The organism is Pseudomonas sp. P129 (assembly GCF_020312195.1).
Taxonomy (GTDB): Bacteria; Pseudomonadota; Gammaproteobacteria; order Pseudomonadales; family Pseudomonadaceae; genus Aquipseudomonas; species Aquipseudomonas fragariae.
Map to the genome: position 1 here is coordinate 817,110 of NZ_JAGPYS010000001.1, position 12,476 is coordinate 829,585.

General features: G+C 61.7%; 11 protein-coding genes. 6 read left to right on the forward strand and 5 right to left on the reverse strand.

The features are described 5' to 3' along the window. The first annotated feature begins 20 nt into the window (after positions 1 to 20). Positions 21 to 2,456 carry a TonB-dependent receptor gene (locus KBY02_RS03620; protein ID WP_003402314.1) on the forward strand — a complete coding sequence of 812 codons (2,436 nt, stop codon included), beginning with the start codon at positions 21 to 23 and terminating at the stop codon, positions 2,454 to 2,456. Positions 2,457 to 2,698: 242 nt separating this feature from the next. On the opposite strand, the gene KBY02_RS03625 is transcribed toward KBY02_RS03620, so the two are convergent. Then, positions 2,699 to 3,172 carry a YchJ family protein gene (locus KBY02_RS03625; protein ID WP_011268706.1) on the reverse strand — a complete coding sequence of 158 codons (474 nt, stop codon included), beginning with the start codon at positions 3,170 to 3,172 and terminating at the stop codon, positions 2,699 to 2,701. Positions 3,173 to 3,175: 3 nt separating this feature from the next. Then, a complete protein-coding gene (locus tag KBY02_RS03630) occupies positions 3,176 to 3,673 on the reverse strand; it encodes a DUF6231 family protein (protein ID WP_011268705.1) in 498 nt (165 codons plus the stop codon). Between the two features lie 220 nt (positions 3,674 to 3,893). Here KBY02_RS03630 and KBY02_RS03635 point away from each other — a divergent pair, with 220 nt between their 5' ends. Continuing rightward, positions 3,894 to 4,169 (forward strand): DUF1145 domain-containing protein, encoded by a 276-nt coding sequence (locus tag KBY02_RS03635; RefSeq protein ID WP_011268704.1) that lies wholly within the window; start codon positions 3,894 to 3,896, stop codon positions 4,167 to 4,169. Next, complete coding sequence (locus KBY02_RS03640; protein WP_024641631.1) at positions 4,162 to 4,920, forward strand: hypothetical protein; 759 nt, start codon at positions 4,162 to 4,164, stop codon at positions 4,918 to 4,920. Before KBY02_RS03635 ends, KBY02_RS03640 begins: the two co-directional genes overlap by 8 nt. 66 nt (positions 4,921 to 4,986) lie before the next feature. Here KBY02_RS03640 and KBY02_RS03645 read toward each other — a convergent pair whose 3' ends face one another. From KBY02_RS03645 to KBY02_RS03655, 3 genes are all read right to left on the reverse strand, one after another. Beyond that, positions 4,987 to 6,018 (reverse strand): purine-nucleoside phosphorylase, encoded by a 1,032-nt coding sequence (locus tag KBY02_RS03645; RefSeq protein WP_225649832.1) that lies wholly within the window; start codon positions 6,016 to 6,018, stop codon positions 4,987 to 4,989. A 26-nt stretch (positions 6,019 to 6,044) separates the two neighbouring features. After that, entirely contained in the window at positions 6,045 to 7,004 is a 960-nt protein-coding gene (locus KBY02_RS03650) for a nucleoside-specific channel-forming protein Tsx (protein WP_024651920.1), read from the reverse strand. A gap of 180 nt (positions 7,005 to 7,184) precedes the next feature. Next, entirely contained in the window at positions 7,185 to 7,649 is a 465-nt protein-coding gene (locus KBY02_RS03655; RefSeq protein WP_024651919.1) for a CopD family protein, read from the reverse strand. Positions 7,650 to 7,756: 107 nt separating this feature from the next. Between KBY02_RS03655 and dinG the strand changes: the two genes are divergently transcribed. The 3 genes from dinG to KBY02_RS03670 all read left to right on the forward strand — a co-directional run bounded on the left by dinG (position 7,757) and on the right by KBY02_RS03670 (position 12,473). After that, positions 7,757 to 9,901, forward strand: a complete 2,145-nt coding sequence (dinG, locus tag KBY02_RS03660; protein ID WP_003402334.1) for an ATP-dependent DNA helicase DinG — start codon at positions 7,757 to 7,759, stop codon at positions 9,899 to 9,901. 108 nt (positions 9,902 to 10,009) lie between these two features. Beyond that, positions 10,010 to 11,158 carry an EstA family serine hydrolase gene (locus KBY02_RS03665; protein ID WP_024661126.1) on the forward strand — a complete coding sequence of 383 codons (1,149 nt, stop codon included), beginning with the start codon at positions 10,010 to 10,012 and terminating at the stop codon, positions 11,156 to 11,158. A 154-nt stretch (positions 11,159 to 11,312) separates the two neighbouring features. Continuing rightward, positions 11,313 to 12,473 carry an OmpA family protein gene (locus KBY02_RS03670; protein WP_011268698.1) on the forward strand — a complete coding sequence of 387 codons (1,161 nt, stop codon included), beginning with the start codon at positions 11,313 to 11,315 and terminating at the stop codon, positions 12,471 to 12,473. Positions 12,474 to 12,476 lie beyond the last annotated feature (3 nt).

The window sequence follows — 12,476 nt, forward strand, 5'->3', positions numbered from 1 at the left end:
ATTCCATCAGGAGTTGCCCGATGTCCCGTTCGTTAGACACCCTTCTGCGTCCCAGTCTGTTGGCCGTGGCGATCGCCCTGTGCACGCCTCTGACCAGCCCGCTGTCGATGGCGGCGCAGCAGGCCAGCGTGGTTGCCTATGATCTGCCCGCAGGCCCGATGGCCACTACGCTGAATCAGATCTCCAGCCAGGGTGGCCTGGCATTGAGTCTTGACCCGGCGCTGGTCGCCGGCAAGACCAGCTCGGCGGTGAAAGGCAATTTCGATGCGGCCACGGCCTTGCGCGAGGCTCTGCGTGGCAGCGGCCTGCAACTGGTGCAGAGCAGCGCCGGGACGTACACGCTGATGGTCATGGAACAGAACGCCTTGAACCTGTCGGACGTGAACATCAACGCCAACAGCACGCCCCTCGAAGGCTCGGAAGCCGCAGGTTATCGCAGCGAGAACGTCAGCAGTGTCGGCGCGCTGGGTGGCATGCGGCTGCAGGACGCGCCTTATTCCATCAGCGTAACGCCTCAGGCGCTGCTGAAAAACATCCAGGCCACCTCGCTGGACGATGTCATCAAGCACAACCCGTTCACCCAGATGTACTCGCCGACCAGCGCCGGTTATGCCAGTGCCGTCAACATTCGAGGCTTCAGCAGCGCGGGCAGCCTGAACATCGCCAATGATGGCCTCCGTTTCACCAACGGTGCCGACGGCAGCAACTACATGGAAGAGATGGAGCAGCTGGAAGTCATCACCGGTCTGACCGGCTTCCTGTATGGTCCGGCCTCGCCGGGCGGGCTGGTCAATTACGTGCTCAAGCGCCCGACCTATCAACGCTACAACAGCGTCACCCTGGGCAATGCCGGGGGTGAGAATTACTACCTGCATGGTGACTTCGGCGGGCCGATCGACAGCGAGGGCAAATTCGCCTATCGCCTCAATGTGCTGACTCAGGATGGCGAAACCGCTGTCGATCTGAACAAGCGTCGCCGCGAGATGATTTCCCTGGCGCTGGACTGGAACGTGTCCGACGACCTGCTGGTGCAGTTCGACGCCTCGCACAAGAAGACCGAAATTCGCGGCCTGACCAGTTACTGGTATTTCGGTGACCAATCCCTGCGCCCCGGCGCGGCATCGCTGGACAACGACAAGCTCTACAGCCAGAAGTGGTCGTTTTCCGATTACGAGTCCGACAAGGCCGGCGTGCGTGCCAAGTGGCGCTTGAACGACACGTTCACCTTGCGCGCGGCCTTCGCTGCCCAGCAGTACACCTCGGAGAACACCTACACCGGGCCGACGGTCTACAGCGCGGGCCTTTACTCGCAGCCGCTGTATGCCTTCGCGCCGATTGAAACCGAAGAAAAGACCGGTTCGCTGTTCCTCGATGCGGCGTTCGATACCGGCTTTATCGGTCACAAGGTCACTGTGGGCTATCAGGGCAATACCTCACGGCAGAAACAGTACGAGGATCACATTCCGTACACGCCCGATCAGCCAGGCCCGCAATACACCTCGCCGGTGGGCACGATACCGCTGGACCAGACGCCTCAGGTCGGTAAACCGTCTTACTCCATCGGGCATGGCGACCAGCGCCTGGCCAACAGTTCGGAAAGCAATAACGTCCTGATCGGTGACGTCATTACTTTCAATGAGCAGTGGTCGGCGATCCTGGGTGTGACCAACACACAGATCAAAACCTACGCCAACGAGTTCGTCTACGCCAAGGCGTTCGGTTCCGCCGAAACCGAGACCACCTACAACGAGAGCAAGACCTCGCCGAACATCTCGCTGGTCTATAAACCGCTGCCGTGGCTGACCACCTACGCGACGTATATAGAAGGCCTGCAATCGGGCGGCGTCGCGCCTGGCGGCACCGCCAATGCCGGCCAGGCGTTTGCGCCTGAAATCAGCGAACAATACGAAATCGGTGCCAAGGCGACACTGGGCGAAACCCTGCTGACCCTGGCGCTGTTCAACATCGAGAAGCCCAACGGCTACACCACAGGCGCGAACATCTACGTCGTGGACGGACGTCAGGAGAACAACGGCCTGGAATTCAGCGTCACCGGCAAGGTCATCCCGGAACTGACCGTGGTGGGCGGCTTTACCTTGCTCGACCCGAAAATCAAGAAAACCGGTGTCGCGGCGGATGAAGGCAACGTGCCAACCAACGTCGCCAAGCAACTGGCCAAGGTCTATGCCGAATACGACATCAACCCTGTACCAGGCCTGGCCATGACCGGCGGGGCGTTCTACACCGGCAAGCAATACACCGATCAAAGCAACGAAAACGACCTGCCGTCCTTCACCACCTTCGACGCCGGAGCCCGCTACCGCCTGCGCCTTGCAGAAAACGACCTGACCCTGCGCGTCAACGTCAGCAACCTGACCAACAAAGAATACTGGCTCAACAGCAGCTACCTGGGCGACCCACGCACCGTCGCGTTTTCGGCGCAATTGGAGTTTTAAGGCGAGCCACACCCACCTGATAACGCAGACCGCCGTGTGACGCAGAGCGTCACGAACGGCATTCCCACGCGGAGCATGGGAACGATAGTCAGAGGCGAAAAGGTGACCTGAGTCGAGCCCCAATCCACCTGACAGCGCAGAAGCGCCGTGTGACGCGGAGCGTCACGAACTGCATTCCCACGCGGAGCATGGGAACGATAGTCGAACGCGGAGTTCTGGACGCTCAGGCAAAGAGCCGCAACTCACTCCACATAAGCCGAACAGCATTTCTTGAACTTCTGCTCACTGCCACACGGACACGCATCATTACGCCCAGCCTTCAACGGCACGGTTGAGTCGATAAAATACCAGCGCCCCTGATTCTGCACGAACGACGAACGCTCCCTATGACTGTGCTCACCATTGCCATCGTGCCAGCGAGCGGTAAAGGTCACGAACGCATGCTCCGGCTTGCCGCCGAACACCTCCGAGCTTTCTACCTCCAGACCCAGCCAGGTGCTCTGCGCACTCCACTGAGCGATGGCCTCACGGTCCAGACCGCCTTGCTGCACCGGCAAAGTAGTCTGCACCAGGTAGTCGGTCAGCCCCAGCACATAGGCGCTGTAGCGCGAGCGCATCAGCTTTTCCGCGCCGGGTGCAGGCTGACCTGCGTGATAGCGACCGCAGCAGGCCAACAACAGATCGCCGCTGCCGCAGGGGCAAATGGCACTACTCATAGGTCACCACCAATACTTTCCAAAATTCTCCGGGTTGGCCCAGTACTTCGCGTTCAGCCAGTCGGGCACCTGTTTGTACTCACGCAAGTCGTACGTAAACAGGTTCAGCACCTGCTCGTCGCGGGCGAAGCGTTCGCTGCATTGCAGCGCCAGCGAGAAAAAATCGGTCTCCTGCCAACCGCAGGCCTGCAAATCGGCAAGCACCGCGATGCGGCTGGCGTTGAGGTTGCGGATGCCACCCAGCAGTTCCAGGCCAGTGCGCTTGGGGATGTGTTCCAGACAATCGACCACCAGCGCCAGATCGAAACGTTGCGCCGCCAGATGGGCAGGCAGCGCACCGGGTTCGGCCAGCGCCACCTCGGTCTGCGGGTGGGCCTCCTGAAAGGCTTGCAACGCCGGGAACGCCTGAGCGCCGATCAACAGCAGGCGTTGCGGCGCACAGCGATCGAGCAGGGCGGCCAGCGCTTGTTGGGGCGTACGGTTCGAGTAGCCGACGGTCATCGAAAGTCCTCTGATTGACGAACAAGACTAGCCTGCCGGGCCGGCTCTGAACAGCCGTCAGTCCAAGGCCGGTGTCCACAGATGCACGACAACGATCTATGCTTGATCTTTTTCAACACACCGCTGGCATATTCGGCGTACAGCACGTCTACTGTGCGGCGACGAAAAGCATGCGAAGACTGCAATTTCGTAACGGATCATGACAAGGGGTGGGCAGGCAATGAAGGTGTTTTGGGGGCTGGGAAAGATATTGATGCTGAGCTTCTGGCTGGTGGTGCTGGTCAACGCGGCGATTGAGGCGCCCAGCCCGTTTGGCGTGATGATCGACATGGCCGGCGCGGTGCTGCTGTTGACTCATTTGCTGGAACTGATTCTGTTCAACGGCAGCCTGCGCGGTCGCCGGCATCCGTGGCGCGACCGGGGCAAAATCATCCTGTTCGGCATCTTTCACGTTCAATCCATCGGCCGTCCGGTCAGGGGACACACTCATGCGTAAGCTCGTTCTGCTGGCAGCATTGTTCAGCCCTCTGGCCATGGCCCAGGCAATTATCGTTGCTCCGCACTCGCTGATGCGTCTGCCTGGCAACAGCAGCGTTCTGCAGGTCGAGCGCCTTGAAGTGGCCGACTACGGCACTCTGCTGATCCCGGCCGGTATCGATGATGTGAAGATTGGCGAGCTGGTGCTGGGGCACGAAGCGCGAATTGCCATCGTCCCTGGCGTGCAGGCGTTCAATATGGTGGTGCTGCACGGTGAGTTCGGCACCGGCAGCCAGATCACCGCACGGGGCGCGCCGGGTACGTTCGAGAAACCGGCACGGCCTGGACGCAACCTGACCCTGCGCCTGCAGAGCCTGGATGCTGAAGAACTGTCGATTGACGCCCGCGGTGGTGCAGGCAGCCCAGGCTATGCCGGGCTGGACGGCGGCACGGGCGAAGACCCTGGTTGCACCTGGGGCCGGGCCGGGCGTGGTTATAACGGCGACAGCGGCGGCAATGGCCACGATGGTGCTGCGGGCGCGCAGGTTCGTCTCGAATTGCCACAGAGCTATCCGGCCGAACGCATCAAGGTGAATGTCGCGGGTGGCGCAGCGGGCAAGGCTGGCGAAGGCGGCAAGGCAGGCAAGGGCGGTGCGTCCAAGGGCTGTATCGTCTACCGCGCTGAAGGCGGCAAGGCTGGCAGACAGGGTGAGCCCGGTCTGCCAGGTGCTCCAGGACCGGCAGGCGCGTTGATCCTGCAACGTCTGTAATCTGCGAGATGTCCGGATCAGGTGCAAGGCCATGATCCGGACAGTCGCGAATCGCTTCACATCATATTATTGCGGTACGCCTTTTTCCCAATTCTTCCAGTCGCCGACAATCGCCTGCACCAGCGGGTTACCGGTGCGGTAGAGGTTTTCCAGCGCCGGGACGAAGGCACCCTGATCGGCGTACTTGAGCAGGTTGTCCACCTCGCTGTAACCCGGATACGGACGATCGAAGTCGGAGCCCGCACGTAGGACAGCCAGGCGATTGACATCGACCTTGCCGGCCTTGCTGGCTCGCAACAGAGCCTCGTAGGTGGAGTTATCCTCCTGCTGGGTGGTGCAATACTCGCCTTTACCGTCGGTCAGCAGCTTGGTCCAGACTTCCGCACGCTCGCTCAGACGCGTCCCGGAAAACCAGGTATTGCCCGCCAGCGTGTCGCACTGCGTGACCTGCGGCGGCTGGTTGGCCGGCGCATAAGGGTATTTGACGCGCCACGCGGCGGATTCCTTGCTCTCGCTGAGCGTCACCTTGTGCGACAGGGCAAACGCCTTGGCCTGCAGCTTGGGGTTGAGCTCGAAGACTTCGGTCTTGTAATCCAGTGGCGGCTTCTCGTTCGGGCCCTTGGTGTTGATGCCCAGATAACCGGTCGGCCATTCCTTGGGCACATCGCGGGAGTCGATTTCCCACTGCGTGCCGAACTCCACCAGATAATGCGCCCAGGCCGTGGTGCCGAGTGTGCCGCGGTGCGGGTTGATGCCGGCAATGCCCGCGACAATGAAGTACGTCTTGCGCAGGTCGAATTGCGGCGACAGGGCCAGCGCCAGGGTCGATGCCGCAGCGTTGGTCTGGCCCATGCCGGTGACCAGCAGGCACACGTCCTGATCATTGCAGCGTATGGCCGGGTACTCGGCGGCAAGGCCGGGCACCTGGATTTCCTTGGTCAGGTGCAGCCGGTCGATCCAGTTCTGTGCTTCGGGCGCAAACATCGCGATCAGCATGACCTTGGGTGTGACCGGTGCCACCGGTGCGGTAGCCGCCCAGACAGCCGGGCTGAGCAGTGCCAGCGTGGCGCAGAGCGTGTTGCGAGTGGTGTGTTTCATGAAAACTCCTGTCGTCATAATAAGGTTCAGAACTGGTAACCCACGCCTGCGTAATAGCCCCAGCCATCGGAGCGCGCGCGGAAGTTGCCATCGCCGAAGTTCAGCTCGCTGCCGTCCTGCCAGTTGCCGCCGTTGTGGAAGTAGCGGCCAACCAGGGTGAAGCGCAGGTGCGTGAAGGCATAAAGCAGCACATTGGTGGCGACCGTGGAGTTGCCGGTGCGTGCCGGATCGTTCTTGAGGTCCGAGCCGAAATCGAAGTTGGTGAAGCCGATGTAGGTCAGCGACGCACCGTTATCGAAGGTGCTGATCGGTACGATGTATTTGAGCTGCGCGCGGTAGCCGTCCCACGAGTACTCGTTGCTGGCACCGTAGTTCTCCCACTGGTAGCGGCCATAGAAGTTGGCTGACAGATTGACCCGCGAGTGGGTATCGATGTCAGTGCCCAGGCCGCTGTACAGGGTGTTGGCCCGGTTGGCCGTATTGCTGCCATGGTCATAGATCCAGTCGAAGGCGACGTACCATTCTTTGAATGGGCCGATGGCCAGGCTGCGTCCGGCGAGGTAGTCGATCGAGATGCGTGGTTCGTGCTCCATGAACAGCGGCGAGCCGTGGTCCCAGACGCCTTTGTCATTATCATTGCCGATGCCGAGGATCTTCGGCACATCGACATAGCCATACAGCTCGAACGGCCCTTTGCGACCGAAGTATTCGTACTCTAGGTAGATGTCATCGTTGGGCTTGGGGCCGAAGCTGATGTCCTTGCTGCCGATCAGCGTCAGGTCCTGGTTGAACCAGTCTGAAAAATACGCGCCTTTACCTTCCTTGGGCGAGGCGGGCGGGCTGAGTGCTTCGCCCTGCGCCGAGTCTTCGGCAGCGGCGGGCGCTGCCAGGACGCTGGTACAGGGCAGCGCCGCGGCGGCGGCGAACAGCAGAGGCATGAGAAATCTTGAGGGCATTGCGGGTCGGGTGAATGGCGGCTGTGGCATTGAAGCTCCTTTTCGTGGGCGCGTACTGCTGATCGCAAGCGTTTGCACAGCCCATGCCAAACTGTTTCAAGATGTTGAATGCCTTGGATATCAAGTGCAGAAGATGACCGATCGGGCAGGAAAACGCCCGCAAGCTGTGCGCGGTGTCACCGCCAGTGCCCCGTGATGTTCCGTTTTACCTCAAAGGCCCGGACGAGCAGCGGCGAGCATGACCACGGCCAGACCGATCATCAGGTTGATGCCGACCAGGCGGCGGATATTGCCCAATGCTGCCGCGCCCTCGGCCCACTGTTCGGCTTCCACGGCGCGACGCAGCTCAGGCAGTTGCAATGACTGGATACGCAAAAACAGCGCAACCATGACGACGTACAGGCCCATCATGATCTGCACATAACGCGGCGCGGTTTCAAAGCCGGTGAAGTTGAGGTGAATCATGCCGATGCCGGTTATCGGCAGCAGCACCACCGCGGCCCAGACCCAGGCAAAGAAGCGCGGAAACACCTGGACCCACACTTTCAAGCGAGAAGGGCCTTCAAGTGCTGCAATGACTGCCGGGCGCAACACCATCCAGGCGAAAAACATGCCGCCAACCCACACCAGGGCAGCCAGCAGATGCAACGTATAGACAGTAGAAAAAGCGGTCATCGGACACTCCGTTCTGCGCGGATGGATTTAGCGCGCTATGATAGCGCCCACTCAGAACTACTGAAAATTTATCCAGCCTTTTTAGCCGTGCCCCCGAACCGAAGCCAATGATCAGTACCGAACTCAAAACCCAGATCCAGGGCGCTTACTCGCGTTTCCTCGAAGCCAAGAGCCTCAAGCCACGCTATGGCCAGCGATTGATGATCGCTGAAGTCGCCAAGGTGCTGGGGGACATTGACACCGATGAAGAGGGCCGTCGTTCGGGCGATCCTGCGGTAGTGGCCGTCGAAGCCGGAACGGGTACCGGCAAGACCGTGGCTTACGCCATCGCCTCGATCCCCACCGCCAAGGCGGCAGGCAAGCGGCTGGTGATCGCCACCGCGACCGTCGCCCTGCAGGAGCAGATCGTCTACAAGGACCTGCCGGACCTGATGCGCAACAGCGGTCTGAATTTTACCTTCGCCCTGGCCAAGGGGCGCGGGCGTTACATGTGCCTGTCCAAGCTCGACGCATTGCTGCAGGAAAGTGACGCGACCAACGCGACCGCGCAGCTGTTCGAGGAAGAAGGCTTCAAGATCGAAGTCGATGAGGCCAGCCAGAAGCTTTTCACCAGCATGTTGCAGAAGCTGGCGGGCAACAAGTGGGACGGCGATCGCGACAGCTGGCCGCAGGAACTCGCCGATCAGGACTGGGCGCGTCTGACCACCGATCACAGCCAGTGCACCAACCGGCACTGCCCCAACTTTCAGCAGTGCGCCTTCTATAAAGCGCGTGAAGGCATGGGCAAGGTCGATGTGATTGTCACCAACCACGACATGGTGCTGGCCGACCTGGCACTGGGCGGCGGTGCGGTGCTGCCGGACCCGCGTGACACCCTGTATGTCTTCGACGAAGGTCATCACCTGCCGGACAAGGCCATCGGCCACTTTGCCCACTACACCCGATTGAAATCGACCGCCGACTGGCTGGAACAGACCGCCAAGAACCTCGCCAAGCTGCTGGCCCAGCATCCGCTGCCCGGCGATCTGGGCAAGCTGATCGAGCAGGTGCCGGAGCTGGCCCGCGAGATCAAGGGCCATCAGCAGTTCATGTTCGGTGCCTGCGAGCAACTGGCGGATTTCCGCGCCGGTGAAGACATGCAGGGCCGCGAGCGCCCACGTCACCGCTTTGTCGGCGGCGTGATTCCCGAGCACATCCGCGAGATGGGCATCGAGCTCAAGAAGGGCTTCGCGCGCCTCGACGACCTGTTCACGCGCCTGACCGAGCTGCTCAAGGAAGGCATGGACGGTGAGGTCAACATCGGCATCGCCAGCCATCAGGCCGAAGAATGGTATCCGCTGTTCGGCAGCCTGCTGGCTCGCGCGCATGGCAACTGGGAATTGTGGACAGCCTTCACCGCCGAAGACCCGGAAGACAGCCCGCCAATGGCGCGCTGGCTGACCCTGGCCGACAGCGGTGCAATGTTCGATATCGAGGTCAATGCCAGCCCGATCCTGGCGGCGGAAATGCTGCGTCGCAATTTGTGGAACATCGCCTACGGAGCGCTGGTCACCTCGGCGACCCTGACCGCGCTGGGCAAGTTCGACCGCTATCGCATGCGCGCCGGCCTGCCCAAGGGGGCGGTGACCGCGGTGGTGCCAAGCCCGTTCCATCACGCTGATGCCGGCGTGCTGCGCGTACCCGACCTCAAGGCCGACCCGCGTGACTCGGTGGCGCATACCGCCGCGATCATTCGCGACCTGCCCGGTCTGGTGGAAGGTTCGCGAGGCACGCTGGTGCTGTATTCGTCGCGCAAGCAGATGCAGGATGTGTTCGACGGCCTGGACCGTGACTGGCGCAAGCAGGTGTTCATTCAGGGCAACCTGTCCAAACAGGAAACCCTCAACAAGCACAAGGCACGCGTCGACAGCGGCGAGTCCAGCGTACTGTTCGGGCTGGCCAGCTTCGCCGAGGGTGTGGATTTGCCCGGTGCCTACTGCGAACATGTGGTCATCGCCAAGATCCCGTTCGCGGTGCCGGATGACCCGGTCGAGGCCGCGCTGGCCGAGTGGATCGAAGCGCGTGGCGGCAACCCGTTCATGGAGATCGCCGTGCCCGATGCCTCGTTGCGTCTGGTGCAGGCCTGTGGCCGCTTGCTGCGCACCGAAGAGGACCGCGGCACCATCACGCTGCTGGACCGGCGGGTGGTCACCCAGCGCTATGGCAAGGCGATTCTCAATGCGCTGCCACCGTTCCGCCGGGAAATAACGTGAGCCAAAGATGAAGAGCGTTTCACATCTGTTCCCAAAGCGCTCGATCACTGAAACAATACGGGCCGTTTAGCCTGTCGCCAGGCTCATGTTGCAGTCAGGAGTCAGCCGTTGCAGATCCAGGGTCATTACGAACTTCAATTCGAAGCAGTACGTGAAGCCTTTGCGGCGCTCTTTGACGACCCTCAGGAGCGCGGCGCTGCCTTGTGCATTCAGGTCGGCGGCCAGACCGTCATCGATCTGTGGGCGGGCACCGCCGACAAGGACGGTGCCGAGGCGTGGCACACCGACACTATTCTCAACCTGTTCTCTTGCACCAAGACCTTCACCAGCGTGGCCGTTCTGCAACTGGTCGAAGAGGGCAAGTTGAAGCTGGACGAACCCGTGGCCAGGCTCTGGCCCGAATTCGCCGCGGCGGGCAAGGCCTCTATCACTCTTCGCCAATTGCTCTGCCATCAGGCCGGCCTGCCCGCGTTGCGTGAACCGTTGCCTGCCGAAGCGCTTTACCAGTGGGACACCATGACCGCCGCCCTGGCAGCCGAAGAGCCCTGGTGGACCCCGGGCCAGGGGCATGGTTATGCGGCGATCACCTATGGCTGGCTGGTGGGCGAGATGCTGCGCCGCGCCGATGGCCGAGGCCCGGGGGAGTCCATTGCGGCGCGTATTGCCCGCCCGCTGGGGCTGGATTTTCATGTGGGCCTGGCCGATGACCAGTTTCATCGCGTTGCCCACATCGCGCGTGGCAAAGGCAATGCCGGTGACGACGCTGCCCAGCGCGTGCTGCAGGCGACGATGCGCGAGCCGGCTTCGATCACCGCCAAGGCGTTTACCAACCCGCCGTCGATCATGACCAGCACCAACAAGCCGGAGTGGCGGCGCATGCAGCAACCGGCGGCCAACGGCCACGGCAATGCGCGCAGTCTTGCCGGTTTCTATAACGGTTTGCTCGATGGCAGCCTGCTTGAAGCAGACATGCTCAGCGAGCTGACCCGTGAACACAGCCTCGGTCAGGACAAGACATTACTGACCTCGACCCGTCTGGGACTGGGCTGCATGCTCGATCAGCCGGGCGTTGCCAATGCGACTTACGGCCTGGGGCCCAAGGCCTTTGGCCATCCGGGGGCGGGCGGTTCGGTAGGGTTTGCCGATCCCGATCACGAGGTTGCCTTTGGCTTCGTTACCAATACGTTGGGGCCCTACATTCTGATGGACCCACGCGCTCAGAAACTGGTCGGGGTTCTGCGTGAGTGTTTGCAGTAAGTATCGGCTATAAGTGCTTGTTTCATACCGACTGTCAGTTAAATGGCTGTAACAGGAACCGTACGACGGTTTCTTTTTCCAACTGCATCTTTATGCATGTTATACCGGCGTAGTTACGTCCTTCTGTCTGATCAAAAACCGTTGCGGGTTACCCATGTCGTCTAATAAAAGCCTCGTTCTCGCCCTGTGCATCGCCGTGACCGGCTGTGCCCAAACCCCACAATCCGACTCTGCTGCAACCGGAGGCCATTGGTGGCAGTTCGGTTCCGGCAGCGAGTCCGCTGACGCAGGCACCGCTGCCAAGGCTCCGGCACCGAGCCCGGCGCCCGCTCCGGTTGCCAAGGCTGCTGCAACGCCGCCACCTGCGACGGGTGCTGAAAACAGCGCGCCGTGGTACTGGCCGTTCGGCTCCAGCGACAGTGCTCAGGCCAAACCTGATGCCGTTGCCGACAAACCGGCAGCCAAGCCAGCGGCGCCGTCGATGGTCGCCAAGTCGGAAACCGACACCAAGTGGTGGTGGCCGTTTGGCAACGACTCCGCCAAGGACGAGCCTAAAGCGCTGCCGATGCCTGATCCGAAAGTGACCCAGGCGTGGCTGGACGAGTACGAGCCGCGCCTGCGCGCTGCAATCAAGGACAGCCCGTTCCAGCTGGAGCGCCGCGAAGACCTGCTGGCAATCACCGCGCCAGTCGACAGCTCGTTCAACCCTGACCGTCCAGCCATGCTGCTGCCCAACACGCTGGGTCCGATCACCCGTCTGGCCAAGGTGGTCGAAGGCGATCAGAAAACTGCCGTGTTGATTCTCGGTCATGCCGACACGTCGGGTCCTACCGACGCCAACCAGAAGATCAGCCAGGAACGCGCGCAGTCGGTTGCCGCGATTTTCCGTCTCAGTGGCCTGGAGCGTAACCGCCTCAGCCAGCGTGGCATGGGTGCGGTGATGCCGCGCGCCGCCAACGACAGCCTGCAGGGTCGTGCGCTCAACCGCCGGGTCGAGATTCTCATGACGCCGCAGGACACCATGCGCGCGCTGATGAGCCGCTATGCACTGCCGCCAGTGGCGCCGACCATGGTTGCTACCCAGGACGTCAAGCCGGTTGCTCCGGCACCTGCCGCCGCACCGGCCAAGAAAGCCGCTGCGAAGAAAGACACCGCCAAGAAAGCTGCACCGGCCAAGGCCAGCACCGCCAAGAAGGCCGCGCCAGCCAAGACCACCGCAGCGGCCAAGAAGCCGGCAGCGACCAAAGCGGCGGCCAAGGCTCCGGCCAAGAGCACAACGCCCGCCAAGAAGGATGACAGCCAGGCCAGTAACTAAGCC

Bases quoted from the DNA above. Each gene is read 5' to 3' on its own strand.
- KBY02_RS03645 (WP_225649832.1), bottom strand. From the start codon at position 6,018: ATGAAACACACCACTCGCAACACGCTCTGCGCCACGCTGGCACTGCTC.
- KBY02_RS03670 (WP_011268698.1), top strand. From the start codon at position 11,313: ATGTCGTCTAATAAAAGCCTCGTTCTCGCCCTGTGCATCGCCGTGACC.
- KBY02_RS03625 (WP_011268706.1), bottom strand. From the start codon at position 3,172: ATGAGTAGTGCCATTTGCCCCTGCGGCAGCGGCGATCTGTTGTTGGCC.
- KBY02_RS03650 (WP_024651920.1), bottom strand. From the start codon at position 7,004: ATGCCACAGCCGCCATTCACCCGACCCGCAATGCCCTCAAGATTTCTC.
- dinG (WP_003402334.1), top strand. From the start codon at position 7,757: ATGATCAGTACCGAACTCAAAACCCAGATCCAGGGCGCTTACTCGCGT.
- KBY02_RS03640 (WP_024641631.1), top strand. From the start codon at position 4,162: ATGCGTAAGCTCGTTCTGCTGGCAGCATTGTTCAGCCCTCTGGCCATG.
- KBY02_RS03635 (WP_011268704.1), top strand. From the start codon at position 3,894: ATGAAGGTGTTTTGGGGGCTGGGAAAGATATTGATGCTGAGCTTCTGG.
- KBY02_RS03630 (WP_011268705.1), bottom strand. From the start codon at position 3,673: ATGACCGTCGGCTACTCGAACCGTACGCCCCAACAAGCGCTGGCCGCC.
- KBY02_RS03655 (WP_024651919.1), bottom strand. From the start codon at position 7,649: ATGACCGCTTTTTCTACTGTCTATACGTTGCATCTGCTGGCTGCCCTG.
- KBY02_RS03620 (WP_003402314.1), top strand. From the start codon at position 21: ATGTCCCGTTCGTTAGACACCCTTCTGCGTCCCAGTCTGTTGGCCGTG.